Source organism: Brevibacillus antibioticus, assembly GCF_005217615.1.
Classification (GTDB): domain Bacteria; phylum Bacillota; class Bacilli; order Brevibacillales; family Brevibacillaceae; genus Brevibacillus; species Brevibacillus antibioticus.
Genome location: NZ_SZNK01000001.1, coordinates 3,840,300 through 3,866,177 on the forward strand (window position 1 = coordinate 3,840,300; position 25,878 = coordinate 3,866,177).

The 25,878-nt window shown below is 44.7% G+C and carries 30 protein-coding genes and 1 pseudogene; 9 read left to right on the plus strand and 22 right to left on the minus strand.

From position 1 onward, the window contains the following. The first annotated feature begins 65 nt into the window (after window positions 1-65). Entirely contained in the window at window positions 66-1,337 is a 1,272-nt protein-coding gene (eutH, locus tag E8L90_RS18230; protein ID WP_137030670.1) for an ethanolamine utilization protein EutH, read from the plus strand. Between the two features lie 40 nt (window positions 1,338-1,377). Here eutH and E8L90_RS18235 read toward each other — a convergent pair whose 3' ends face one another. The 3 genes from E8L90_RS18235 to E8L90_RS18245 all read right to left on the minus strand — a co-directional run bounded on the left by E8L90_RS18235 (window position 1,378) and on the right by E8L90_RS18245 (window position 2,979). After that, complete coding sequence (locus tag E8L90_RS18235) at window positions 1,378-2,022, minus strand: DUF2625 domain-containing protein (RefSeq protein WP_137030671.1); 645 nt, start codon at window positions 2,020-2,022, stop codon at window positions 1,378-1,380. Window positions 2,023-2,041: 19 nt separating this feature from the next. After that, window positions 2,042-2,368: a YnfA family protein gene (locus E8L90_RS18240; RefSeq protein WP_137030672.1), complete on the minus strand. Its 327-nt coding sequence runs from the start codon at window positions 2,366-2,368 to the stop codon at window positions 2,042-2,044. A gap of 125 nt (window positions 2,369-2,493) precedes the next feature. Then, entirely contained in the window at window positions 2,494-2,979 is a 486-nt protein-coding gene (locus tag E8L90_RS18245; RefSeq protein WP_137030673.1) for an SRPBCC family protein, read from the minus strand. A gap of 240 nt (window positions 2,980-3,219) precedes the next feature. On the opposite strand from E8L90_RS18245, the gene E8L90_RS18250 reads away from it, so the two are divergent. Further along, on the plus strand, window positions 3,220-4,101 hold the full coding sequence (locus E8L90_RS18250; protein ID WP_137030674.1) for a YitT family protein: 882 nt from the start codon (window positions 3,220-3,222) through the stop codon (window positions 4,099-4,101). A 174-nt stretch (window positions 4,102-4,275) separates the two neighbouring features. Here the strand turns inward: E8L90_RS18250 and E8L90_RS18255 are convergent, their stop codons facing one another. From E8L90_RS18255 to E8L90_RS18275, 5 genes are all read right to left on the minus strand, one after another. Further along, the gene (locus tag E8L90_RS18255) at window positions 4,276-5,076 is read right to left on the minus strand and encodes an SMI1/KNR4 family protein (RefSeq protein ID WP_137030675.1); all 801 of its coding nucleotides are present in this window, start codon (window positions 5,074-5,076) and stop codon (window positions 4,276-4,278) included. Window positions 5,077-5,875: 799 nt separating this feature from the next. After that, window positions 5,876-6,523 carry an SUKH-4 family immunity protein gene (locus E8L90_RS18260; protein WP_137030676.1) on the minus strand — a complete coding sequence of 216 codons (648 nt, stop codon included), beginning with the start codon at window positions 6,521-6,523 and terminating at the stop codon, window positions 5,876-5,878. 12 nt (window positions 6,524-6,535) lie between these two features. Next, the gene (locus E8L90_RS18265) at window positions 6,536-8,257 is read right to left on the minus strand and encodes a nucleic acid/nucleotide deaminase domain-containing protein (RefSeq protein WP_137030677.1); all 1,722 of its coding nucleotides are present in this window, start codon (window positions 8,255-8,257) and stop codon (window positions 6,536-6,538) included. Between the two features lie 115 nt (window positions 8,258-8,372). After that, the gene (locus tag E8L90_RS18270) at window positions 8,373-8,594 is read right to left on the minus strand and encodes a hypothetical protein (protein ID WP_137030678.1); all 222 of its coding nucleotides are present in this window, start codon (window positions 8,592-8,594) and stop codon (window positions 8,373-8,375) included. A 16-nt stretch (window positions 8,595-8,610) separates the two neighbouring features. Beyond that, entirely contained in the window at window positions 8,611-8,976 is a 366-nt protein-coding gene (locus E8L90_RS18275; RefSeq protein WP_137030679.1) for a hypothetical protein, read from the minus strand. On the opposite strand from E8L90_RS18275, the pseudogene E8L90_RS18280 reads away from it, so the two are divergent. Then, window positions 8,972-9,217: pseudogene (locus E8L90_RS18280) on the plus strand (YitT family protein); the annotation flags it as partial. The gene E8L90_RS18275 and the pseudogene E8L90_RS18280 sit on opposite strands and share 5 nt — an antisense overlap. A gap of 66 nt (window positions 9,218-9,283) precedes the next feature. Here the strand turns inward: E8L90_RS18280 and E8L90_RS18285 are convergent. The 12 genes from E8L90_RS18285 to E8L90_RS18345 all read right to left on the minus strand — a co-directional run bounded on the left by E8L90_RS18285 (window position 9,284) and on the right by E8L90_RS18345 (window position 20,960). Then, window positions 9,284-9,835 carry a hypothetical protein gene (locus E8L90_RS18285; protein WP_137030680.1) on the minus strand — a complete coding sequence of 184 codons (552 nt, stop codon included), beginning with the start codon at window positions 9,833-9,835 and terminating at the stop codon, window positions 9,284-9,286. Between the two features lie 395 nt (window positions 9,836-10,230). After that, window positions 10,231-10,581 (minus strand): hypothetical protein, encoded by a 351-nt coding sequence (locus E8L90_RS18290; protein WP_137030681.1) that lies wholly within the window; start codon window positions 10,579-10,581, stop codon window positions 10,231-10,233. A 23-nt stretch (window positions 10,582-10,604) separates the two neighbouring features. Next, window positions 10,605-11,141: a hypothetical protein gene (locus E8L90_RS18295; RefSeq protein WP_137030682.1), complete on the minus strand. Its 537-nt coding sequence runs from the start codon at window positions 11,139-11,141 to the stop codon at window positions 10,605-10,607. A gap of 299 nt (window positions 11,142-11,440) precedes the next feature. Continuing rightward, window positions 11,441-11,962 carry a hypothetical protein gene (locus E8L90_RS18300; RefSeq protein ID WP_162309100.1) on the minus strand — a complete coding sequence of 174 codons (522 nt, stop codon included), beginning with the start codon at window positions 11,960-11,962 and terminating at the stop codon, window positions 11,441-11,443. After that, window positions 11,962-14,475, minus strand: a complete 2,514-nt coding sequence (locus tag E8L90_RS18305) for a hypothetical protein (protein WP_137030684.1) — start codon at window positions 14,473-14,475, stop codon at window positions 11,962-11,964. The genes E8L90_RS18300 and E8L90_RS18305 overlap by 1 nt, the downstream gene beginning before the upstream one ends. Window positions 14,476-14,498: 23 nt before the next feature. Beyond that, complete coding sequence (locus E8L90_RS18310) at window positions 14,499-14,894, minus strand: DUF4280 domain-containing protein (protein WP_137030685.1); 396 nt, start codon at window positions 14,892-14,894, stop codon at window positions 14,499-14,501. A 13-nt stretch (window positions 14,895-14,907) separates the two neighbouring features. Then, a complete protein-coding gene (locus E8L90_RS18315) occupies window positions 14,908-15,432 on the minus strand; it encodes a hypothetical protein (protein WP_137030686.1) in 525 nt (174 codons plus the stop codon). A gap of 2 nt (window positions 15,433-15,434) precedes the next feature. Further along, window positions 15,435-16,067: a hypothetical protein gene (locus E8L90_RS18320; RefSeq protein ID WP_137030687.1), complete on the minus strand. Its 633-nt coding sequence runs from the start codon at window positions 16,065-16,067 to the stop codon at window positions 15,435-15,437. Further along, window positions 16,064-17,476, minus strand: a complete 1,413-nt coding sequence (locus E8L90_RS18325; protein WP_137030688.1) for a phage tail protein — start codon at window positions 17,474-17,476, stop codon at window positions 16,064-16,066. The genes E8L90_RS18320 and E8L90_RS18325 overlap by 4 nt, the downstream gene beginning before the upstream one ends. Before the next feature lie 5 nt (window positions 17,477-17,481). Next, a complete protein-coding gene (locus tag E8L90_RS18330; RefSeq protein ID WP_137030689.1) occupies window positions 17,482-18,072 on the minus strand; it encodes a hypothetical protein in 591 nt (196 codons plus the stop codon). Window positions 18,073-18,507: 435 nt separating this feature from the next. Beyond that, the gene (locus E8L90_RS18340; RefSeq protein WP_137030690.1) at window positions 18,508-20,247 is read right to left on the minus strand and encodes a sensor histidine kinase; all 1,740 of its coding nucleotides are present in this window, start codon (window positions 20,245-20,247) and stop codon (window positions 18,508-18,510) included. Further along, complete coding sequence (locus E8L90_RS18345; RefSeq protein WP_137030691.1) at window positions 20,244-20,960, minus strand: response regulator transcription factor; 717 nt, start codon at window positions 20,958-20,960, stop codon at window positions 20,244-20,246. The genes E8L90_RS18340 and E8L90_RS18345 overlap by 4 nt, the downstream gene beginning before the upstream one ends. Window positions 20,961-21,068: 108 nt before the next feature. Here E8L90_RS18345 and E8L90_RS18350 point away from each other — a divergent pair, with 108 nt between their 5' ends. The 3 genes from E8L90_RS18350 (at window position 21,069) to E8L90_RS18365 (ending at window position 23,105) form a co-directional block, all read left to right on the plus strand. Beyond that, window positions 21,069-21,782 carry an ABC transporter permease gene (locus tag E8L90_RS18350; protein WP_137030692.1) on the plus strand — a complete coding sequence of 238 codons (714 nt, stop codon included), beginning with the start codon at window positions 21,069-21,071 and terminating at the stop codon, window positions 21,780-21,782. Then, complete coding sequence (locus E8L90_RS18355; protein ID WP_137030693.1) at window positions 21,782-22,702, plus strand: ABC transporter ATP-binding protein; 921 nt, start codon at window positions 21,782-21,784, stop codon at window positions 22,700-22,702. The genes E8L90_RS18350 and E8L90_RS18355 overlap by 1 nt, the downstream gene beginning before the upstream one ends. A gap of 217 nt (window positions 22,703-22,919) precedes the next feature. Continuing rightward, window positions 22,920-23,105 (plus strand): hypothetical protein, encoded by a 186-nt coding sequence (locus E8L90_RS18365; protein WP_137030695.1) that lies wholly within the window; start codon window positions 22,920-22,922, stop codon window positions 23,103-23,105. A 73-nt stretch (window positions 23,106-23,178) separates the two neighbouring features. Here the strand turns inward: E8L90_RS18365 and E8L90_RS18370 are convergent, their stop codons facing one another. Continuing rightward, window positions 23,179-23,883: an HAD family hydrolase gene (locus E8L90_RS18370; RefSeq protein WP_137030696.1), complete on the minus strand. Its 705-nt coding sequence runs from the start codon at window positions 23,881-23,883 to the stop codon at window positions 23,179-23,181. Between the two features lie 97 nt (window positions 23,884-23,980). Between E8L90_RS18370 and E8L90_RS18375 the strand changes: the two genes are divergently transcribed. Next, a complete protein-coding gene (locus E8L90_RS18375; protein WP_137030697.1) occupies window positions 23,981-24,277 on the plus strand; it encodes a hypothetical protein in 297 nt (98 codons plus the stop codon). A 5-nt stretch (window positions 24,278-24,282) separates the two neighbouring features. On the opposite strand, the gene E8L90_RS18380 is transcribed toward E8L90_RS18375, so the two are convergent. Next, entirely contained in the window at window positions 24,283-24,693 is a 411-nt protein-coding gene (locus E8L90_RS18380) for an acyl-CoA thioesterase (RefSeq protein WP_137030698.1), read from the minus strand. A 140-nt stretch (window positions 24,694-24,833) separates the two neighbouring features. On the opposite strand from E8L90_RS18380, the gene E8L90_RS18385 reads away from it, so the two are divergent. Both E8L90_RS18385 and E8L90_RS18390 read left to right on the plus strand, forming a co-directional pair. After that, window positions 24,834-25,289 (plus strand): DinB family protein, encoded by a 456-nt coding sequence (locus tag E8L90_RS18385; RefSeq protein WP_137030699.1) that lies wholly within the window; start codon window positions 24,834-24,836, stop codon window positions 25,287-25,289. Beyond that, window positions 25,286-25,804, plus strand: a complete 519-nt coding sequence (locus E8L90_RS18390; protein WP_137030700.1) for a GNAT family N-acetyltransferase — start codon at window positions 25,286-25,288, stop codon at window positions 25,802-25,804. Before E8L90_RS18385 ends, E8L90_RS18390 begins: the two co-directional genes overlap by 4 nt. Window positions 25,805-25,878 lie beyond the last annotated feature (74 nt).

The window sequence follows — 25,878 nt, forward strand, 5'->3', positions numbered from 1 at the left end:
ATCTCATTCAAAAATGAGGTCCTAAGTGCTTTTATTGTTTACATCCGCAAAAAGGTGGGATATCCATGGAGCACATTGGAAGCGTCATTATTTACATCATCATGTTATGTGCAGTAATTGGTGCCATTGCCGCGATCCGCAACAGCGATGAGGGTCTCGGTAAGGAGTTCATGGAAGGGATTCACTCAACAGGTTACATCTTCGTTCCTGCTGCCGGTATTATGGCGTCTCTCCCTTACATCTCTTGGTTTGTAGAAAAAGCGGTATCACCCATCTTCAACAAAATTGGAGCAGATCCTGCGATTGCGGCAACTGCCATTCTCGCATCTGACATGGGTGGCTATCAGTTGGCAAACCTCCTGAAGACCAGCACAGAAGGTTGGATTATGGCGATGATCGTCGGTCTGATGGCCGGTGCTACAATCGTGTTCTCTATCCCAATGGGACTTGCTATGTTGGACAAACGCGACCATAAATACATGGCGCTTGGCGTAATGTCCGGTATTTTGACTGTTCCGATTGGTGCTTTTATCTCCAGTGCCGTTCTTGTTTTGACAAATGCACAGGTTCGCAATGAAATCTCGACGAACGCTGAATCGACTTATGCTTTTGCCATTGGCTTCGGACAGGTACTTCTGAACCTTTCACCAATTTTGTTCTTCGTACTTGCGATTGCTACTGGTCTGCGCTTCCTGCCAGACTTGATGATTCGTGGCTTTATGATCTTCGGAAAAACGATGGACGCTGGTATCAAGCTCGTTCTCGTATTCTCGATCGTGCAACACTTTACTGGCATCTTTACAAAGATTTTCGGAGCATGGGGCTTCGATCCGATCATCGCGGATCCAACCGACCAATACCGTGCGTTGGAGACCGCTGGTTACATCGGTATCATGCTCGCAGGTGCGTTCCCAATGGTTTACATGCTGCGTAAATATGCAGCGAAGCCACTCGAAGTATTGGGTAATAAGCTGGGCATGAGCCCTTCTGGTAGTGCAGGCTTGCTCGCAACGAGCGCGAACATCCTGGCGATGTTCCGTCTCATTCGTTCCATGCCACCGAAAGACAAGGTTATCAATATTTCCTTCGGGGTTTGTTCCGCTTTCTTGCTGGGTGACCACTTGTCATTCTCGGCTAACTTCCAACCAAACATTATTTTGCCGGTCATGCTCGGTAAATTTGGTGCAGGTATTATCGGGATTGCTTTTGCTTACTGGCTCTCCGTACCAAAAGCACTTGAACTGGAAAAACAAGATCGTGCTGCGGGAATTATCGGTCCAGATGAGTACTTGGATCATCACAGCTCTCGAGCTGAAGTTGCAGCAACCAAACAATAAAAGCAAAAGAGCGGTCCTTCGTGGGCCGCTCTTTTTTTCTTTACACAACTGTCTTGCTCATCTCCCAAATTTCCGATGCAGGTACCGGCTTTTTTGAGCACCCATCCATCGTTAATTCACGAGCTTCTTTTGACCACAAAAAAGGATAGATTGCGAACATTTCATCGCCTTTTAGCTTGGAAACGTCCTTCTCCCAATCCTTCCAAAAAAATGTCTCATAAAACGTATGGATATCCCCCGTCATTGCCCAGTGTAAAAAGTCGGTATAGCCAATTTCAAGATCCTCCCACACAAGGCTGTCCGGAGCGAAATACCATATACCGCCTACTGAATCCGCAAACATTCCACCATTGATTGCAAAGAATCCCCCTATGACATCGTCTGCTACCAGCAGCATCCCGTTCAAGGCACACTGCTGATTCCAAGAAGTGATGGAACGAGGTAAATGAGGATGACCAGACCCTAGAATCCTTAGCCATCCTTGGTGAATCAGAATCCCGCCTGTTTCAAAAGCAACAGCACCTAGAGTTGACCTCGTCGTCACTTGTAAATCAACAAGCTGTTTTTTCCCTTTCTCCTGTTCGGATGGAAGAAGGGTAATTTTTCGCTCTGATGCCGACTGCCATTTTATTATTTCTTCCATCGCTGAATCCTTTTCGCAGTACAATTCCTCGAAGTCTTTCATTTCAGCCTCCACTTCCACGTTATTGGCGCGGCGCCCATAAGATGACACTTACTCCGACCAAGCAAATGCTAGCGCCCACCCAGTCATATAAATCGGGTGTTTTTTTATCTACCAGCCATCCCCAAAAAACCGCAAGAATGATAAAAACCCCTCCATAGGCGGCATATACCCGCCCGAAGGAAGGGAAGCTTTGAAGCGTAGGAATGATTCCGTACAACACCAGGATCAGCGCCCCGACGATACCGTACCAGTATGGCTTGGACTCCTTTAGCCACAGCCATACCAAATATCCCCCGCCGATTTCCGCCAATCCCGCCAAAATAAACAATAGTATTGATGCTGTCATTCATGTCTCCTCTTTTCCTATCAAAACGAGTACGTACAAAGATCACGTCTATTCTCTGATTGTCTCTCATAGTCTGTATATGTGATCATCACATTGGCTCGCCATGACGGACGAATCCTCAAAATCTATCCTTGATGGGCAGCCTGTGGAGAGCAGCACAGATCTCCTTTGCCCGATTCCAGTGCAGATTTCAGGCTCCCTAGAACATGAGACCAAGCTATTTCGTGCCAGCCCCGAGCCTTTTCCCACTCCTCTCCCTCTTTCCAACCGAAATGCTCGACCACTACTTGCGTTTTCCCCTCTGCTTCAGACAAGGTGACAAGCACATAAGTCAAAGCATCCTCGTGATTCATGGTATCTGCGAATTCATCCGGTCCCTTCCATGTAAAGCCCAGGCGCTCCTTCGGTTCAAAATGGGTAATGATGCACCCTTTCGTCCCCATCTGGTCGCGACTGGCTGGATTGAAGTACAATTCGTACGCTCCACCTAGGTAGGGCTCAATCGTTGCATCATGCGCAAACCATTGAACAAGCCGTTCCCCTCGTGTCCATGCCCACCAAACCAGCTCTATAGATGATGATACTTCTATCTCCGCTTTCAAAAAACCCATTAGGCTTCCCCCTAACTATTTTCCTAACAGTTTGAAAATAGCAATTTCTGTATAACCAGTCAATACAGAACACTCGCTACCCCCACTTTCACGTCCAAGCGAGATTTCGAGTGTATAAAGGAGTCTGAACAAGTCTGAATGGAATATTTTTTATAAAAAGTGTAATTGTGCAGTAATCGCATAAGAATGAATGCTATAATAGCTGAGTAAGTAAAAAATTTCACAATGGGGAGAGGAACGATGGAACAACCACATGCAAAATCGGCTCATCAGAAATTACCCATTGGAAAATTGCTCAAGAGGGTCTTCGGTATCCTGATTGGTGCTTCCCTGTTCTCGGTAGCACTCGAAATTTTTCTCGTACCGAACAATATTATCGACGGTGGAATCGTAGGTATCTCGATTATTACCTCGCATCTGTCTGGAATCCCTCTTGGCGTTTTCCTGTTTGTGCTTAACCTGCCCTTCTTGATCATAGGGTACAAGCAAATCGGAAAAACGTTTGCACTATCAACCCTCTTCGGGGTTACGATCATGTCAATTGGAACTTCACTCCTTCACCCTGTCCATGGGCTAACGGATGATCCCCTGCTTGCAGCTGTTTTTGGCGGCATACTTCTCGGGATTGGTGTAGGCCTGGTGCTTCGCTATGGAGGCTCTCTGGACGGTACAGAGATCGTCGCTGTACTGCTTAACAAGAAATCTCCGTTCTCCGTTGGTGAGATCGTAATGTTCATGAACTTATTCATTTTGAGCAGTGCCGGATTTGTATTCGGTTGGGATCGCGCGATGTACTCGCTGATCGCCTATTACATTGCATTCAAAATGATCGATCTGACCATCGAAGGCTTCCAGGAGTCGAAAGCCGTATGGATTATTAGCGACAATCACAAGAATTTGGGAGATGCGATTGTTGCTCGTCTGGGCCGTGGCGTTACCTATTTGAATGGGGAAGGCGGCTATACCGGAGACGACAAGAAAGTGATTTTCTGCATCATTACGCGTTTGGAAGAAGCCAAGCTGAAGCTGATCGTGGAAGAAGTGGACCCGCATGCCTTCCTGGCTGTCGGCAATATTCACGACGTGCGCGGTGGGCAGTTTAAGAAGAACGCGATTCATTAATGGGAAAAAAGTGTACCCTATAGAGTGGACGTTTGGGAACGTCTGTCTATAGGGTATTTTTGGTATGTTAATAATTTATCGTAATATTTTCTAAGACTTTCTTCTATCTAACTTCTCTCTCAATTATTTCAACTTCTATTACGATGAAACTTTGCATATACGCACGGTGAAAGTTTAATTATATTTATCAACACATAATTCAGTTAATAAGGTTTCACTAATATTGTCGATTTGTTTATCTAAATCACCTACAATAAACCCACACAAAGCATTATTCTTATTTTCGATGTAAAAGCTAATGCCGTCTTTAAAACCTATGTGATGAGTCAAGTCACTAAACCATGCTCTTTGAAAATCATATGTTTTTGAAAATTTATCAATTATGCTAAAAACATCCGATTCATTGTGCCTCTGTAATGCTTCTTTAAGCATGCTAGATGATCCATTAAACATTATACACTTATCATAATTTAAACCTTCATATTTACTAAATGCACATTGAAATAACAATTTTTCAAAGTTATCTGCAAAATAACTTTTAAACTGGCTATCCTCATCAGTCATAACAATCTGAGGATTATCAGTTTGGGTAAAATCAAATGATAATTGACCATCAAATAATTCTTTTTGAAAAAAATGTACATATTTATCACTTAAAGTATCTGGTTCTTCCTCATGTATCGCTTCATAAGAATCAATTATCTCAGAAATTGAAGCATATCCTGGAAGTTGAGTTTTAAGTAACCCCTTATCATCCTGCCCCATATAATTTAAATAAATCTCATATTCTTTAGGATAATGATAGTTGTATTTATTCATTTGTGCTAAGTTCTTTAGCGTATCTATGCTCTCTTTTTTTGCTGGTTCTATTTCATTTACCCATTTCTCATCAAATCTTGATATATATTTTGATAATCGTTCAAAAAGATTTGTATAATCTCCTGTGGATGGGATGTGATTACTTTTTATTTGCATATTTCATGTACTCCTCAATATTTATATTGTTATTACACGTTAAACATGGATTCGTTTGATTTGAATTTTCTGCATATGGGTAAGGATTTTCTTTTTTAGATGCGCGCCAAACAGTATCCATGCCTGTTATTTTACTTGGGTTATCATGTGCAGCGTTTACTACCTGCATTATTACTACTATCTATTGTATATATATTTTCTGTTGGCATCCGTTCAGCCTTTACAGTGTATTTATCTCCATGTTTTTTATTTTACGCGTTTTATAATTGTCTTGCTGTTTCAATATTTTAGGACTTGCTTCACCTGAAATCCTAACTGAAACCGTTCCATTTTCGTGCGTTATTGGTATTCGTCTTTTTCGTTAGATAACTAGTCGAAGTCGAAGTCTGTTCTAATAACTTTTTTACTTCTGTCACTATGTGCGGATCGATACTACTTGAAACGTCTTAGTTCGTCTGCCTGGTCTCGTAACTCTCATGCTTGTTGACCATAGCTTCTTACTTCTTGCTTCCATGTGCGTACAGTCAAAATGAAGAAACCTTTATATGGGTATTAAATGGGTTATATTTGTTATTGGCTGAATGATGGGTTCTTTCGGCACTGGGTGGGGTCAATTTCATCACCCCCCGCCATCCATATCAGAGAATGAAAGAGGCACAAAACGGGCGGCTAGCTCGCATTGCGGCATTACTGGTTGCATTGAACGCCATTTTTGGGTTTACAAGCTTTTATTTCCATAAAAATATAGATATGATAACAATGCAACTCCGACAATATCTAACAGTTTCTCTGACTCCAGTTAAATGTGAGGTCGGGTTTCAAGAACATCCATGCCATTAAATAGAATGTCAAAATACGCATCATTACTGGTTGCATATTTTCCTGATTTTATAGCTGCTTCAATTTTGTCATCTTCATCATAGAAATAATTAATTGCATAGTTCAACATTCTATTTGCCCAATAAGAGTAGGGATAAACAGCAGCAGGGTCTATTTTTTTAAATGCCTCAATCATTTCCCTAGCACATTCATAACCTTCTAATTCATCATCATCAACATTTGGGTATCTTGAAGAAATCATTGACTTCACTGTTTCAAACTCTACATAGTCCTGGATTTTTGTATTACAGAAATCTTTAATTAATTTATTATTCTCTTTTGAATAATCGATATAATATACATGATCCTCTCCGTTCTTTATATACAATCCTCTTGAGCCTAGAAATGTTGAAGCAATTCTAATATACTTCTCACCATCGATTTTCTCTTCTTTAAAATCAGCTAAAAAACTAAATGCAAAATAACTTCGATCTTTAAAGCGTTTCCCTGCCATCAAACCGACTGTGCCTAAAAACTCAACCGTGTCTTCGTGGAATCCATATTTATTCAATTCAGTTTTCTCATAATGAATAAATTCATTATCCCAATACTTTTTGATATCTTCCACAACTAAAGCCCCCTATTTTTTTCTTTTTTTGGTAAGTTGATCTATATTTCCAACATACTGCTCTATAAGCTCCTTCATCTCTTCCTTTGCTCGTTTACCAAGTTCTTTTGTTTCACCATAGTCAATGCTGTACTCAACTTTGACATTAGGAAATGCATTTTTAATTTCTTCCGCACAATTTCCACGATTAGTTTCTGTTAAGATACATGGTTCTCTTTCCGAGTATATTCTTTTTACTGCTTCATTCCGAATATTATTTTCCTTTAAAAATTTCATACCTACAATTTCCGAGTGATCATCAGCATTACTTGCAAATGCTTTTCTAACCAAATTTCCATTCTCATCTAAGTATTCAAATACAGCAATATTTCTTTGAGGACTTGTCATTTTGTTAGCTTTCCTGAAATCAATTGCTATTTTGGATAAATCACTTTCTCCATAAACTACTTTTTCAATATTCGAAAGCAAATCTTTCCCGGATCTTGGTTTAGGAACTTCTCCCGTCCCCTCAGCATCTGGCTTGTTTTTCCCTTGAAGATCATCTTTCTTTGTAGTATCAGGCTTACCCTTAGGAGGTATAGATTGATTCGAATGCCCTGAATCGCTGTTCGCTACCTTAGGTGAAGCATTTTTATCAGGAATGTCGTTTTCAGCATGTCCCGTTTGGGTTCCCGAGGCACGAGATCCACCATTCCCTGTGCCCTCGCTCTTCGGCGCAGCTCCACCTTTGCCCATTCCCTTAATCTTGCTAAGTCCTTGCGATAGCCAGGACGCTCCAAGCGTGAAGGCACCTCCGAACATAACCCCAACTGCAAAAGATTCTAAAGCTTTGCCCGCATTCGGCGTGCGCCCATCCCACAGTGCTCGTATCGTGTAGTCAATATAACCCGATGACCCACCAATAAACATACCGGAACCGAGACTCAATGCCGTTTGACCACCTGTCATGGGGATGACCGCTCCTCCACCTATCCCTGCGGCTGGACCAAATATGGCTCCGCATATCGCACCAATCACGGCTCCCTGTGTGGCGCTTATTAAATAGTCGTAAGCGCTACTCATCTTCCCGTTGGCAATATCGGATGAGGCGGTCGTGACAACTCCTCCAATCGCTCCGAGGGCTGCCCCTACCGCTGCTGCTCCAATAACTGCACCGGCACCAAACGTGGCTACCGACAATGCCACAAACCCTACTATCGCTACAGCAGCTACCACGCCGACTAACAGCTTCCCCCAGTTAAACGGCGGATCAGGCGGTGGTGGCGTTCCCTTCTGCGGTTCATCGTTATAGGGCGGAAACGTCGTTCTGTCTCGTCCTACTGCCTGAACCACAGCCCCGAGAAAGTGGTATTCACTCTCGATTGTAAACCCGCTCTTTGCACTGGTTTTCTTGGCGAGAAACTGGCTTTGCGCATGGATCACGATTCGCTTCGGCGTATACAACAAAATCTCTTCCTTGGCGTTGAGCACCAGCTTTTTATGGCTGGTCATGGTAATTCCGACGTTGTCGTCAATGGTCAGCTTCAACGGCTCCTTGTTGCCGCTAACGATGTTAATCGCAGTAGGCGACAGCTCCAGCTCGCTTCCGTGCTCCGTGCCAAAGTACCGAATGTTCGGGTTGCTTGTTTTCGCACAGCTGTCCCCGTTTTTGCGCACGCTGCCCAGCACCATTGCATGTTTGCCCGTCGCATCGGGAAAGTACAGGCTGGCCTGTGTGCCCACCGTGACATGCAAAAAAAGCTCATTCCTCCTCAGCGTTCAAGTTGGAATCAGCCTTTGACAGCTTATTAATTAGTTGTTAAGTTGGAGTGTTTAGTTTATTGGTTTTATTCCATGAACTTTATTTAACCTACTTATTACTCTTGTTTCGCTTTGTTAAACCTAACCTATCTAATATATCATTTCTATTAATATTTAGCCGAACATGATAATCTCCGGTCGGACATATAATACTAGGATGCATACCACTTTCTGCTCTTTGATAAACTAGGATTTGCCCACAATTAGGACAAGGAACATTTTCACCTTTCAAAACCTTTCTATCAATATCGTCATTATCTTTATTATTCATATGCCCCTCCTTAGTTTCAACGATACGGTAAATTAGGATAAAGTTCTTTCACTTCATTGAGGATAAACCGAATCTCACTAAACGAAAGATTTTCTTTTATGTGCTTGGCTTCTCTTATAAAAGCAATAACCTCTTCACGTTGAGTATAAATAGGATTTTTTAATGAATTATGAGTAACCTCATGGATAATTGTTTGGGTAGTCCTAGTAACAGATTCTGTCCCTCTTACATATATTCTCACAGTGTTTGTATTAACGTTTGCTAATCCCAGGATTTTATTACCAAATATATCTGAAGGAACTTCACTGTAATCCAATCTGATTTTTATATTATTCTGTTTTATTAAGTCTAATGTCTCTTTGCCTACATTTGACTTGATCATTTCTCTAAACAAATTCTTAGGTGCGATTCTTTGCCCATTTGGTGCAAAGGTGTCCTCCTTTTTGAATGGGGAAGGCGGCTATACCGGAGACGACAAGAAAGTGATTTTCTGCATCATTACGCGTTTGGAAGAAGCCAAGCTGAAGCTGATCGTGGAAGAAGTGGACCCGCATGCCTTCCTGGCTGTCGGCAATATTCACGACGTGCGCGGTGGGCAGTTTAAGAAGAACGCGATTCATTAATGGGAAAAAGTTTACCCTATAGAGTGGACGTTTGGAAACGTCTGTCTATAGGGTATTTTTTGTATGTTAATAAGATATGGTAATATTTTCGAAGACTTTCTTTTTTCTATCTGAATTATTGTTTTGTACATTGATTTCATAACTATGGGATTTATAATAATCGTATTTTTTATACTGTTTATCGCTGGGAACTTCTTTCTCAATTATTTCAACTTCTATTGCACCAATAAAGCAGGTAATAATCTCAGCAAATAAAGTTAACATCTCAGCATGGGTAAGATTACGTAATGTTCCCTCATATACAACATTTCCAAAAGTATCACTCGTTGTATAACTACCTTTTGTGCTTTCATCGATAAACATTAATTCTTCATCTTTTACAAAAATCGATGTTTGATTTCCGTTGAAACTAATAAACAAATCTTGTATATCTCCGTCAAAGCATATAAATTGAATTGGTATATTTGACGTTATTTCAACCTCTTGATCATCTTCAGATAAAGTTTTTATCAAGACATCCACATTACTTTCAAATTTAGTGATGAGATATTCATAAAGCTCCTCATTAGAAAATTGCATGCACCATTCCGGACCATAATGTATTGTTTTTTCTTGCATTAATTGCACACCTTCTCTTTTATTAATTGATTTAGGCCAAATATGGCTCCGCATATCGCACCAATCACGGCACCTTGTGTGGCGCTTTTATAATTGTTGAAAGGACTGTTCGGATTGCTGTACAGCCCGTCACTTTCGCCTGCTATCCCGCTGCATCGGGAATGTACAGGATAACTTACATGCTCACCTGAGGCAGTAAAAAGGCTCATTCCTCCTTATAATTTTAGTTGGAATAAACCTTTGAAATTTTATCAATCGTGTGTGGTTATGATGAACTATAGATTTTCCCACTCGTTAATACTTGGAAAAGTTGGTACACAACTGGGCTATCTGTGTTATTGAGTATTACTTTACTGAATATCCCCACCAAGTTTGTATTAACCGATCACTTCTAACTAATATGGCCAGTCCGGTCTAATATTGTATATCAACTGGTTAGTGTCTAGGAGTTCTTTTATTTCTGATACTTGCGTTGCTTTTCCTATAAAAATAAGTGGTTCAGCTTGCATCAAAGTAGCTCTTGTACTCAAAAAGTTCTTCCCAGAAATTTTTGAAACAACCTTTATATGCTTTGAATCTTTAGGATTTCCGTTCTTTAAATAAACATGAAAATCCGTTTCATCTAGTAAAATTGGAGAAATCCTCGTTGATACTACTGACCAAAAACAGTTTGGGCAAATCATACCAATAGTACTATCACCCTGTAGTTTTTGAAGAACAGCACCACATTTCTCACAGGTAAACATGCTTCTCAATCACTCCCAACTAATTATTTGTATCCTGGTTTAAATGTCGTGAACTTCCCTGTCTTACTCAAATCCGGCAAGTTGGGGTTTAATACCATTCTAGGAGCAACAACTATCATTCCATCTGGATATGCCCAAATTATATTATTAGGAGCTTTTACTTCTACATTAAGTTTATTTGCGAGATTCTGTATTACATCAAAGAAGCCATCTGGATCAATATCCTTTCTATTTGACACGTTATTAAAATACCTAAAATCAGGACTCTCAAATATTGCATCTCCGGCAGATACACCACGAGCATCACTCGGCACCTCGCCCTTCGGCGCAGCTCCACCTTTGCCCATTCCCTTAATCTTGCTAAGTCCTTGCGATAGCCAGGATGCTCCAAGCATGAAGCCGCCTCCCAGCACAGCTCCAAACGCAAAAGATTCTAAAGCTTTGCCCGCATTCGGCGTGCGCCCATCCCACAGTTCTCGTATCGTGTAGTCAACATAACCCGATGACCCACCAATAAACATACCGGAACCGAGACTCAATGCCGTTTGACCACCCGTCATGGGGATAACCGCTCCTCCACCGATCCCCGCGGCTGGACCAAATATGGCTCCGCATATCGCACCAATCACGGCTCCCTGTGTGGCGCTTTTTAAGTAGTCGTGGGACTGTTTGTCCTCCTGGGGTATACAAAAAAGGCCAATTCCTCATTATTTGAGTTGGAATTAGCCATTGAAAGTTTATCAAGCGTTTTGTCAAGTTTTTTAGTGTTTGATTTGTAGGTTGTACTCTACTCGCTTGTTATTGAATTTGGAAGTTGGTTTACACAAAATTTTTGACACACATTCTCATGGCCGCCCCATTAATTTTTAAAACAAGCCCTTATTTCTGGAGACTCTAAAATATCTTTTAATCTCAAAAAATTCAACTCCGATAAATATACAGTAAATAACTTCGATTCAATCTTTATTTTACTATCTTTTAAAACATAGATCGTTTGCGTTCTACTACTTATGGATTCAGTTGGTGTTAGTAGGATAATTTTTTCTAAGCTAGTAACAGGAAAACTCATTTCAATAAAATCCTCAAAATTAAGAATTTCTATTGCTTTTTCATCCAATCTCCCCCTCACAACAATATTTCCACTTCTATGTAGAAATGGCTCAAACTTAGACTTGAGGGCTAAATCTTGAACAATATCAGCTAATGTTTTGCCTATTTCATGTTTATCATCAATTGACTTAACACAATCAATGTGTAATATAGAGCTGCTCCACTTTGATAAGTTATGCCATTGTGGAAGTTTTGGAAAATAGAATCTTGGTACTTGACTGTCTATCTTATTACCACAAATTTTACACATAGCTATTTCACTCTTCATCATCAATTTCCTCCTGGTAACCAATTCGATAAATCCTCGTATTGAGTAAAAGGTTTTTCTTCACCAGATATAGCACTTTTAATTACTGATTGTTCCTGTTGGAATGCCCTAAGTACTACCCTATCATTCGGGCTTGGCGTTACACTGTACGGATGAGAATGTCCAGACCATTTCCAACCATTACCAACATACTTTATAGGTATCATTATTTGGGTTGGATCACCTTGTATTAATACTCGATTCCCATTAGGTCCTCTAACCAATGAGAATTCATTACCTGTAACAGCTTGTAGTTTGCCAAGATCACTAACTTTTACTTGACGTTTACTAACACCTTCAATAACTTGAATCAAAGACGAATTTCCTCTTTCATCCATAACTTCAACAACTTTAGCATCTTTAAACATATCAAGGATATTTTGTGTTCTCTTAGAAATTGGTGTGACAAACGGATCTAAACTAGATGCTTCAGAACTTCCAGCTAATATACCTTTACTCGGTACCTCGCTCTTCGGCGCAGCTCCACCTTTGCCCATTCCCTTAATCTTGCTAAGTCCTTGCGATAGCCAGGATGCTCCAAGCATGAAGCCGCCTCCCAGCACAGCTCCAACTGCAAAAGACTCTAAAGCTTTGCCCGCATCCGGCGTGCGCCCATCCCACAGTTCTCGTATCGTGTAGTCAATATAACCCGATGACCCACCAATAAACATACCGGAACCGAGACTCAATGCCGTTTGACCACCCGTCATGGGGATAACGGCTCCTCCACCTATCCCCGCAGCTGGACCAAATATGGCTCCGCATATCGCACCAATCACGGCTCCCTGTGTGGCGCTTTTTAAATAGTCGTACGCACTGCTCATCTTTCCGTTTGCAATATCGGATGAGGCGGTCGTGACAACTCCTCCAATCGCTCCGAGGGCTGCCCCTACCGCTGCTGCTCCAATAACTGCACCGGCACCAAACGTGGCTACCGACAATGCCACAAACCCTACTATCGCTACAGCAGCTACCACGCCTACTAACAATTTCCCCCAGTTAAACGGCGGATCAGGCGCTGGTGGCGTTCCCTTCTGCGGTTCATCGTTATAGGGCGGAAACGTCGTTCTGTCTCGTCCTTCCGCCTGAACCACAGCCCCGAGAAAGTGGTATTCACTCTCGATTGTAAACCCGCTCTTTGCACTGGTTTTCTTGGCGAAAAACTGGCTTTGCGCATGGATCACGATTCGCTTCGGCGTATACAGTGAAATCTCTTCCTTGGCGTTGAGCACCAGCTTTTTATGGCTGGTCATGGTAATCCCGACGTTGTCGTCAATGCTCAGCTTCAACGGCTCCTTGCTGCCACTGACGATGTTAATCGCGGTAGGCGACAGCTCCAGCTCGCTTCCGTGCTCCGTGCCAAAATACCGAATGTTCGGGTTGCCAGTCTTCGCACAGCTGTCCCCGTTCTTGCGTACGCTGCCCAGCACCATTGCCTGTGTGCCCGTCGCATCGGGAAAGTACAGGCTGGCTTGCGTTCCCACCTGTGGCATGCAGTACATCATATTACCTGTGGGCGGGGCGAAAGGGACCCAACATGCCGTTGCCTTTGACTGTTCTTTGTCAATGTCTAGATGAAGCTTGACCTGTTCTCCCTTTACCGCAAGCACCTTGCCTTCCAGGGATACTCCGGAGAGCTTCGAATTATGGATTCTCTCCTGCCGAATGCCATCCAGCCGGGAAAGGCGATAGGTATAGCGAAACAGTCCCTGCTGCATACGGGCCCTCACTGCACTGACAACCATCCGCTTGTTGCGGAACTGGATTTCATCCCCGATCGCGTACCGCTCGCCAGACTCGATTTCATAGGTAAAAAAATCCGTATCGTGCAAGCCTGCTGCATCACCGCCCGCTTTTTGGTAGGCCAGCAAATCCTTGCTCGCCGTATACGCCACATCGTCCGGCAGGGTATAGCTCTTTCCATATGTCAGTCCGAAAGAAAAGCGCGGTGCTGCCTCCATGATATCACTGACGAGAACACCGTGAAAATGGCTAGCCAACCGCTTAAGCAGTTCCCAATCCGTCTCATCGTACTGGATGATCACTTCTCCGATCTTGCCCCCATCGCCAATGCTGTTGATCATGTTGTGACCCGGATAGCTCTTGATCACCTCTTGCACCAGCTTGGGATATGTCATGTCGATCTGCTGGAAGGAACGGCGCTTTTTCTTGATGTCCAACTGAAAACTGCCGGACAGCCCTTCCAGCTCTATGGTGTACACCCCCTGGGTGTTCGTGATCTGAACAGAGGTCACCAAGCCTTTGAAGATAGTGGCTTCGGTCTCGCCGTCGCTTTCATACAGATGAATCTCATCTTCTGAGGCAGCCTGTAGCACTGCGTTTACCTTTTCGCTGTCGTCCACAATGCCGCGTAGGTGCAAGCACGCATGTTCATTCGGCCTCCATTCCAGCCGTACGTCTTCGATTTGTTTGATCCGGTAAGGCGCTGTTACCCGGATCCGCTCATACCCTGTCATAGCTCGTCCGCCTCCATGTGGATTTACTCGTCATGCTGTCCGTCTGAGAAGAACCTGATGACGCCATCGTATCCGCAGATTAGGAGGGATTCGGTTGTCAGAGCTGCCTTGCCTGCCACTTTTGTATCGTCTTTCACCTTGATCCAAGGAGCGCAGATCGTTGGGGTGCAGGGCTTGCCGGATATGTTCTGCCCGTCTTCTGCAATCAGATAGATGATGGAATTATTTTGATTGGTTGGACTCTGACAAATGCCAAAATGCGCGATGTTCTCTACCGGTTTGTAATCCTCTAGGTTCATCATTGGTTTTTCGTTTACGTACGAGCCGTGGCTGACAGGTAGGTTAATCCTTCTCTGATGGCTGCCGCAATTGCAACGTATTTTTGCCCCTCTTACCACATAACGCGGTCCTTCCTGCATCATCGACCCTCCTCTATTCAACCGACACTCGTTCCAGCCGGATTCCAGTCAAATCCCGCCGCAGGATGCTCTCGGCCACATCCAGGCGCACAACGATCAGCGGTTTTTCGCTCTCTTTGATCCGGACGATCTTTTTCCCGTGCATGTTTTCTTCCTTCAGCACCAGCTTTTTAAGCTGGCTGTTTCCTCGATGAAACTCGCTGTGGGTGCTGACCACTTCTACTTCATTAAAAATGGGGAGGTAATAGTTTTTTTGCAGATGGCGGGAGAGATCAATCAGTGGAGTCAACTTAAACAGGGTGTCTGGTTCATACGCTTCTACCAATCGCTTCAGCTTGTCCGACAGCAGAAACAGCGGGTATTCAAGAATGTCGAGAAAGCTGCTCTCCGCTTCCGACTTGATCTGAAGAATCAGCGGGTCCGCGATTTTATGGGAGCGCTCGCGGTGGATATCACGAGTGTCTATTTTCTTGCGTACATCCAGCAACATCGGGACATCCGTATATCGTTCATCTTGTTTCAGCAAAAAGTAATCCATGTTTAGGCACCTACTCCACTGGTTTCCTCGTTCGCCGAGTCAGGATTCGGGTACAGAACTTCGCATTGATCCCGATATTCTCCGGCCAACAGGCAAATCTTCGGGGATTTGGTCATCTTGCGGTATCCTGGGCTTTCCAAGAGCACAGGCACTATACTTCTCATAAATTCCACAGCCAGCAAGTGATACTTGATAGCTTCCATCTGCTTGATCCGCTCGATATCCATCGATGTTATCTTCCTGGCATAAGCAGACTTTATCTTCTCAAGCTCCTCCATCCGCCGGAACAACGGGGCAAAGATGAAGTCAGCGTCCCACAGCACGGAGCATTCCGTTCGATCCAAAAACCAGTTTTCATCATATGCGTCTATGCGGTACGTGGCGCGGTTCTCCATGATACTTGTCCGCAGATAGGAAACGTAAATGGTGTGAATCTCCCCCTTGCTCCCCTGTTGCTGCTGCATGAATGCCTGCGTCCACAGCTCATCAAACGCGTAGCAAAAGCTACTCTCGATGTAATCCTTCTTCGCGTTGTACCGCTGGTCAATCTCGATCAAATCGTACTGCCAACGATCCAACACATGATTTTGCAAAAAATCCCGCATAGCCGCCTGCTTGTCCATCAGCGTGCTCATTTGATATGTACCTTCGCTCCGCTCAAGATCACATCGTCTATGATGCTCAGGGTGGCATCGGCCTGCTTCATGTCTACGCCTGCTTCTCCATGTATGACCACCTTGTCGCCCCCTGTGATTTCAATATCCTCCTTGGCCGTCAAAATGATTTTCTTGTCGCTGTTGATCTCAATGCCGCCATCATCTGTCAGGCGCATCAACAGCTTACCGTTACCGATAATCTCGATCGCTCCTGGCTGGAAGATAATTTGCTTGCCGTATTTGGTGCTGATGCTCTTAACAGAGGGGTCGCTCCGCTTTTGAGGATCAGAGGATTGCAGATTCACCGAGCTTGCGGCAAAAGCATTCCTCTCCTTTGCATCGGGAAAATACAGGCGAACCTCATCCCCGATCTCCGGCATGCAATACCAGCCGCTTCCGTCAGGGGACGAGTACACAGTGGAATAAGGAAACCAAATCGCCTCACCAACAGGTTGTTTTTCGTCGACAGACAGATGTACTTTTACTGTGTCTTTAGAGACATCCAAAATCTTTCCGAATAGAGAGGAGCCAGCCAACTCTGTGGGAAAAAGAGTGAGACATCCTAACCCTTTTTGATCGCGCAAGACGTAGTGGGTGACCAAAATCCCCTGTTCGATTCGAGTCTCGGCTCTATAGACGTAAAGCGTATGCCTCTGAAACGTAAGCGGACTACACAAATCCAGTATTTTGTTACTCGTAACTTCATAACTAATCGTGTTTTGCTCACTGATGCCTTGCTTGTCGTTTTCCGATTTCAGCTTGTATTCCATCAGGTTCTTTTTGATGGTGTAATTGTATTCCTCAAGCCTTAGCGGTTCACCCAAATCAGGGACTCCAACAAAATACCTCAGTCCTTTTTGTGTGCAGACCGGCACTAGTGGAGCGTGAAAATGAGAAGCCAGTCGCTTCGCAAACTCCCAATCGGTTTCCTTGTATTGAACGAGCAATCCCCCGATCTGCTTGCCGCCTGAAGCTTCATCGACCACATCGCCCCCGGTATACTCTCCGGTGATATGTGCAAACATGTCGCGATAAGCCAGCTGCTTGTTTTGGAAGGAACGGGTTTTCTTCGCAACATCCATTTGTAAGGTTGCGCTATATGCCTCAATGGTGATACTTCTGACATCTCTGGCCGCATGAACAAACAGTTTCGTCACAATACCTTGGAACAAAATGCGTTTCCAACTGCCGTCTTGAACAAACACTTCGATTCTTTCATTCTCATCCGCTCGCTCGACGTACTGATCTACCTTTTCTTCGGGCACGATTCCACTGAGAGTCAGTTTGATATGATCGTTCATCTGTTTGATCAGATTCAAATGGGTTATCTTTTCGAATTGATAGGGCGAAATATAAATGTTTGCATACGTAAGGACAGATTGGCTCATCCTTGCTACTCTCCTTTCTCCTCTTCTGAGACGCTTAGTGTCCGTATGACTTGAAAGGCAATCTCCCGCCACTCTTCGTATTTGGCATAAGGGCAGCAAAAAGTGCCCATGGCCATCTTTCCTTCTAATGCAAAGAAAAACATGAGGTGATAGAGAAAACCATCTAGTGCGGGACTTTTAAATTCGAAGTAACCGACCTGTTTTTCCGCTACGACTTCTACCCCGTCTGTATAGAAGACATTTGCCGGATTCGCCTGTTTAATCATGGCTTTCATCCCGTCCGTCAGCTGCTTAACCCACTGGTCCTGCAAATCTTGATCGACCCGGTTCAACGTGAAATTGACGCTGCCAGTCTCATCGCTTTTGATGATCTGCGGCCGCTGTTCGTAAGGATATTTGAGCGCTCGTTGTTGCTCGGGCATGTCCTCAAAATCTTTGGGAATAAACAAATGTACTTTATTCTCCCAAAATGCCTGCTGCTCAAACTCGTAAAAGCGGTTCCCTACTCTGACTGGACCCGCGCTAATGTTATTGGGAACATTCGCTTTTTCTGCTTGATTCAATACTGCTAGTATTTTTTCATCCATATATTCCATTGATCGTTCCGCCTTTATCTCCGTAGTTTTGCCATATTATACCAACAATCCCTTTATTTATATCGGGATATTTAATAGGGATTTTTACAAAAAATAGTAAAAAGTGATGGACACTCCTAAAAAAACAAAAAGACCCAAACGAGCGTAGACTGCTCAATTGGGGTCGTCATAGAAAGTTTTCTAACAATAGGGTGGTATTGGAAAAGCAGCCTCTCATCAAATCTTCAAAATGTTCCCGGGTTCCTGGGAAGTCTTTCAATTGAAAAACAACGTGCCTGCCATCGGGTTTTGGCGTGCTAGTGTCCGCAATTATACAGCCAATCACTATCATGAGCCTCAAGCGGATGGCAAAGTCATACAAACATTCCTTTCGAGACCATAACAGAAAAAAGCCAAGGGACAGCACAAAGTCCCTTGGCTTTTATAAAAAAACAACTAGCTGATAACCGCAGGAAAGGTCATCACGACAACAGTTCCGCTACCTAGCTTACTGTCCACCGTAATTTCTCCCCCGTGCGCCAAAACGAGCTGCTTGGCTATCGCCATGCCAAGCCCTGTCCCACTGGTATCCTCTCCTGTATGCCCACCTCGGTAGTATCTTTCGAACAGATTGGCCAGTGTCGTCTCGTCCATGCCCGGACCATTGTCCGCGATTTTGACCACAAACTGATCGGTTGCAACCGACTGTATTTCTACGAGCACGTGTGTACCTGCCGGTGAATACTTGACCGCGTTTGTCAAAATGTTGACGATGATGCGGCGAAACCAGATTGGATCGACCTCGGTCGTTATCGATTGGACATTCGCCGAAAATTCGATGTCATGCAAGGACGAGCTCGGATCGTTCACCATATCCACCACAATCCTGCGAATCGTTTCTACGATCGCGACAGGTTGTTTGACCATCGGCAAAGCTTGGTTCTTGAGTCGATAGGTCAAATTCAAATCTTCAATCAGCCCGTTCATGTAATCTGACTTTTCCCGTATCGTTTTCCCAAATTCGCTGACTTCTTTTCTTTCCCACTCATACTGTTCCGATTCCAAAAAGGTAGCATAACCGTAAATCGAGCTCAGCGGTGTCTTGAGATCATGGGAGAGCCCGGTAATCCATTCCTCTCGCGTCTGCTCGATCTCTTGCTGAAGCTTTTCATTGGAGCGCAAAGTTTCACTCAGATGCCGGAGAGCGTCAAACACCTCCTTGAAAACACGAAATGACTTCTTTTCTTTCCCTCGCCAATTCCTTCCAATCGGCTTCCCTTTTTTCCCGATGGGCTCCTCATAGCGGCCTTGGGCCAATCGTTCCAACCAATTCACCATGTGCAAGAGCGGCTTTCCTACCCGCCACGCATACCAGCTGCCTGCGAATAAAACGACCAGGATCAAAAGAATACCGATCTGAAGGAACGTTTCCTTAACCATCGCATCCTCAGACGTTTCTTGGACACCAGACTGATAGTTTGGATTCGGAGTGCCCACTATGTACGTCAAGTCGCTCTTCGTGTCATATCGACTAGTGATACGAACAGGAACATTTTTTTCTGTCTCACCGTTCTGAAGAGCTTCCGTCATGTCTAACCGGGCTGAAGCATCCGGGTGATTCCATTGATGGATGAGTTTCCCCGTACGATCATATACCAAGTACCATGCCTTTTCTTGGGAAAAGCTTTTGTTCAACTCGTCCCATGTCTCCTTGCTCGTTCCCGTTTTTGCTGCGATCAGGCGCTGCATCATTTCTTTTTCTGGAGCAGGTATTCCATAGAGGATGATCAGATTTTCTTCAGATTGGTTTATAACCCAGTGCGTGACGTGATAGTGAGAAGCATCACGGTCTTCTACATAACTAATCCACTCTCCTGGCCCAAATTGACTGGGAACGTCAGCAGGTGTCCGATAGTTGTACAGAATTTTTCCGTGCTTGTCGATAATCTGCAACCAGCCTTGATGTCTCGCCACGCTCTTCTCGATTTCCGGCTCGACGCGAATACGCTCCCCCTCGTAGTCAATCTTCAATGTCAAATCAGACGCATCCAGCCTGGACAAATCGATGGACAATTGCATGTTCATGATCCGCCAGCCTAACCCCATCATCGCGATAATCAGAAATAGCAGCAAGACGAGGAGAAATCCGAACAGTTGCCGGACATATTGAAAAATCAGCTTGTTCCGCAAATTCATGACTGTCTTGCTGGACTAACCAGCTTGTAGCCCAGACCTCTCACTGTGACCAGAAGCTTTGGCTGACCTGGATTTTCTTCTATGCGCTGACGCAGCTTGTGAATGTGAACCATGACTGTATTTTCATCAAACATCCCGTACTCGTCTTTCCATACATGATCGTAAAGTTGTTCTTTCGTAAATACCCGGTTCGGATTCTGGCAGAAAAAGACGAGCAGCGAAAATACTTGCGCCGGGCAGTCCACTCGTTCTCCGTTCACGAACAGCTCGGCTGCCTCCACATTTACTTGAAAACGCCCAAAATCAAAGCGCTTTTCTTCCTGCGATGGAGCAGCTCCCCCCAAGGTTCTACGCAGATGAGCCTTCATCCGGGCAACGACCTCTAATGGATGAAACGGCTTCGTTATGTAATCATCCGCCCCATAAGCAAACCCGCTTAATTTATCAAAATCCGTGCCCTTTGCTGTCAGAAAAAAGATCGGTGCCTTCGTTCGCTGGCGCACTGCTCCGCACAGCTCAAATCCATTTTTATCAGGTAGCATGACATCCAGTATCAACAAGTCGTATGTCTTTTCCTCTACGAGACGAATCGCCTCTGCCGCTGTCGTACATGTGTCGATCTGGACAAAGCCTTCCTTTTTCAGCACTGTTTGGAGCATCTGCAATATCGCTTCTTCATCATCTACCAGTAAGATTCTTGCTTCTTTCTCCATGTCCGTTCCCTCCCTTGCTGTCATTTATTCTACCATGAGAAACGACGCCAACAAAAAAGATAAGGAAATGGTAAGGTAGCGTTTTAGTAGGGGAAAGGTCTGGCCTTTATGATGAAGGAGAAAGGAGCGGATTCACCTATGTGGGCTATTTGCCAACACGAATTTTTTCGGTTGTTTAAAAGTATCAAATCGTTAATTACCGTTGCCTTTATCGTCGGCATCTCGTACTTGGTTTCTGACCTCGTCAATCAGGCAGCAGACTTACTGCCACAAAAGGAGCTGGCGCAGGGACACGCGCTTGGTATCTTTGCACTCATCATGCTGTTCGGGCCCTTGTTTGTATTCAGCCTGTCTCATGATGTCATAAATCGTGAGCTAGCGGGCAGGACGATTCGCTTTCTCGTCACCCGGACTTCACGTAATCAGATCATTTTAGGGAAATTTCTCGGAGTGGCGTTCTTTTGGCTAACCTGCATGATTATTACGTTTGGCGTAGTTTTCGCCACCGTACAAACGTTTGACGCCAAGACCTTTTACCTCTGCGTATCCCTGCTTATCTATTGCATCTCGCTGGCACTGCTGCTCTCCCTCGTGATACCTCGGCCCAGCTACACGATGTTTTTGGGAATTGTGATCGCACTGATCATGCCAGGTCTCGGACTGTGGAGCACCTTCTCCAGTCACCCAGCAGCACCATGGATTAAATATTTGACACCCTTTTCATTTATGGAAAAAGGCGGCGCTTGGACCGGCTTCATTTGGCTCTATGCAGCAGCTTTCCTGATCGCTTCAATGTACTTATTCCGACGGAGGGATTGTTAATGGCAATGATCGAGACTATACAGTTGAACAAACGCTTTGGCAATCGCACGGTCGTGAATGACGTCAGTCTTACTGTGCACAGCGGGGAGATTTTCGGTTTCCTCGGTCGAAACGGCGCGGGAAAATCGACCTTTATTAATATGCTGACAGGCATTCTAATTCCGACAGCGGGCACCATTCGCATGTTTGGAGAGGATGCCCCTACAGAGGGATGGAAAAAACGAATCGGCGTACTGCCGGATTACTCCACCTTCTACGACCATTTATCTCCTGCGGAGCACCTGCACTATTTCGCTCGGGTAAAAGGCGTCACACTCACAAAGGAAGAATGTATGCGCATCCTGACAGACGTTGAGCTTGAGGAGCATGCATCCCGCAAAGCCAAAACCTTTTCCTTTGGGATGAAAAAGAAGCTGGGCATTGCCCAAGCCTTAGTCGGAGACCCGGAGCTCGTCTTCCTAGATGAACCTACTTCTGGCGTAGACGTCGAATCAGCCCTGCATATTCAAAATTTGCTGCACAAGCTCCACCAACGAGGAAAAACGATTTTCATGACCTCACACAATTTGAATGAAGTCGAGAAAATCTGTACCCGCATCGCCATCATGAAAAGTGGAAAAATCAGTTCACTCGGCACTCTCGATGAGCTGCAAGCTGCCCATCAGACATGGCGATCTGTGAACGTACGCCACTCGGCTTTCACCACGGAGGATTCTGGAAACCTTCGCACCTTTATCGAGTCCCTCGGGCGCAATACGATTTGGGAAGGCAGTCGTCTCTCGATCCAGGTCGATGACGATCAAAAAGTGGCAACCCTCGTTCGTGCTCTTGTTCAGGCACGCGTGGATATTTATGGCGTGAATGTTGAAGTACCTTCTCTCGAACGAATTTTTATGGGGGAAGAGTCTCATGATGCTTAATCTCGCTTTTGCCCTGCTCCTATCCGGGATGCTGCTTTTCAACATCTCGATAGGAAAAAGCATGACCACCGGAAGTATGTCAATCACAATTGGTCTGATTGTCCTCAATCTCATCTTTTTCATCACAAAATACAGAAAGAGTCAGCATGAAAAAATGAAAGATCAGGTTAGTAGGTTCCATCGATAATCAGGCTCAAGTAAATGGGGGAAGATTCTCATGGCCAGTAGATATCTGGGATTTGCCGTTATCCTGACAGGGATGTTACTGTATAAAATCTTTTGGGGAGAGCTTACACCGGGAACTATCGGGATTTCAATTGGGCTGATTATTGTTATGCTCATCCTTTTTATGAGAAAGCAGTACGCAAAAAATGAGGAACAAAAGAAGCAAGAAAATCGTTAGAAAAAAAGCAGCTTAATTGCCACCGAAATCAGCCTGCAAGTCATGCGGCTATGGGGCAATGGGCTGCTTTTTTCTACAAGATTGCGAGAAGTTGATCCAGTCGTTCAATGACAGCGAGTGGCTGATGCTCGGAAGTAGGCTTCTTCCCTCGTGGATTGATCCAGATTGCTGAGAAGCCTGCGTCCATCGCGCCTGCTACATCTGCCTCCCACGTATCTCCAACAAACAGCACCTGCTTGCTCTCAACGCCGAGCTTTTCACGCACATGTTCATATATACGTAGATCAGGCTTATGATGTCCGATGATTTCGGAGAGAAACACCCGCTCCCGAGGAAAATACGCAGACAATCCCAACCGTTCCAGCTTGATAAAAGCCATATCGACAGGTCCATTGGTGACAATCCCTAGTGTATGCTCTTCTGCCAGCTTCGCAATAGTGGACTGAACAATGCCATCTGGCTGGACTGCATCCATACATGCCGCTTGATAGGCGCGTTGAAAATCGTCGACCTGCTCTGCTTCAATTTGTCGGTTACAATCAGCCATGGCTCTCTGAAAACGCAGCCTTCTGTATTGCGTAAAATCGTAGCGTTTGGCAATCACATCGACCCACAAATCATCTCCATGGCGCCGCAGAGCCTCAAGGAATTTCGCTTGGTCTAGTTCTACTGTAAGTGCATGGGTTGCAATCGTTTGCTGCATCCCTTTCTCCCAGCAAGCTGAAAAATCGAAGAGAGTATCGTCGAGATCAAATAGGATTGTTGTAAATTTGGACATGGCGGGATTGCTTCCCCTTCCTTTTTTTGCTGTTTTCATTGTGCATATGACTCTGTCTTTTGTTATGATCATTGTAACGGAAAAAGGAGGTGGAAACATGTCTAACGAAAAACTGGATATTTTGGTAGAGGGTATGAATGAGTTGCGTCTGCTTGCTCATGCTCTCATAGATCGGCAGGACGAATTGGATGCCAAGGTGGACGCTTTGACCATGGAAGTTCACCAGTTAAAAGCCGATGTTGCCGAATTAAAGCAGGATGTCGCCATGTTGAAGCAAGATGTTGCTGAATTAAAGGAAGGTCAGGACCGCCATGAGCGTATCTTGGAGACATTGGCGCTACGTGCTCTCGAATGGAATAACTTCCGCCTCGACTTCATTCGTAAATCATCCTGAAGCCTTTAGCTTTTAGGCAATTCCACTAGCAGTGTCTCTTTCAACTCAACTGGCAAAGAAATAGATTGGCGTGTGTTCGCATCGATCATGACCATTGTCACATCGGCGTCCGCCACTAATACATCTGCTGCGTTGTACAGCTCCTGGCGGATGACGAAGCTTTTTTCACCTACCTTGACCACCGTTGTAACCGCTGTTACCTCTTCACGCATCTTCAACTCTCTGCGGTAGTTAATGTTTATATTGACCACTACCGGCATGATGGCCCGTCGCCTCAATTCATCCAGCGTAAATCCTTGCTCCCATATCCATTCAAAACGCGCCCACTCCATGTACTCTAAATACTTGGCATTGTTCACATGTCCGATTACATCAATATCAGTAGAGCGCACAGTTAGATAATAGCGATGAGCCATCGTTCTCACTCCTTGTTTTTCTTTAGTATAACGAATTCAGGTAGCTGAGTGAACATTCATTCAAAATATTCCGAATGGTCCTGCTGTTCTTTCCTGATCTTTTTCCTATAATAAAAATAAACACCAGAAAGGAAGATTGGATGTTCAAACAAGAACTATTGCCGACCCTGCAAACAGCTCGCTCCCGGTATCAGGATGCACTCGTTCATTTGGATGAAGCTGAGCTTGGCTGGAAGCTGGCTCCGGGCTCCAATTCCATCGGATTTTTGATTCATCACATCGCGGAAGTCGAATATCGATTCTGTATGATGTTTTTCGGCAGAGCAATCCCGCCCGAAATCACCCTCACTACAATTGGGCCTGTAAAGGATGAAGGAAACTTTACCGACTTGTCTGCCTTGCTTGCTTTTAAAGATGCTGCCTACCTTCACTTGCTGGATTCTCTGGCTGCCCTGCCAAAAGACGCGTTGGACATCCCCTGTGAAGCACCGATTGCCACGTTGACTCCCCGTCAGGCACTTGGTCGACTGATCTATCATATGGGCTACCACGGCGGGCAGATTGGACTAATCCGCAAGTACGGAGGGCCTCAATGAGTCTCATTCTGACAGGTGAGCGGCTCATTATTCGCGAATTGCTGCGCGAAAACTTGCCCGACTTACTCGCCACCTACAACAGTAATCCAAAGTACAATCAGCTACGAAACGGCACGAGCACAGTAAATCTCGGTGAACTGGAAGCCGAATATGACACCACCATAAGCATACCTTCCGGGCATTGGCTCGCTATTACTCGTGAAGGTACAATCATCGGAGTCATCCATATCGTCCTCTCCAGTGAAAACGATTCAAAAAGCTGGATTAGTCTCTTGCTTCTTCATGCCGATCACCAACAGCAGGGCTTTGGAAAAGAGGCAGTGGCACTCATAGAAGACTACTGCATCCAACATGGCAGTCAGCATGTTCATCACGGTATCATTGCGCATAATGAACCCGCTCTTCTTTTCTGGGGGAAGCTTGGCTATGAGCAGTATCGTCAGGTGGAGGCTCCAGTCGGTCTTCTGACACAACCGGTGCTGCTGGTAGCCAAGTGGCTAACCCCTACAAAGTAAGGAGGTGAAATACATGAACCGTCGCCTTTTTGAAAATGATGTGCCCACCCTCCTCTCCTAGTCGGTGAGGAAGC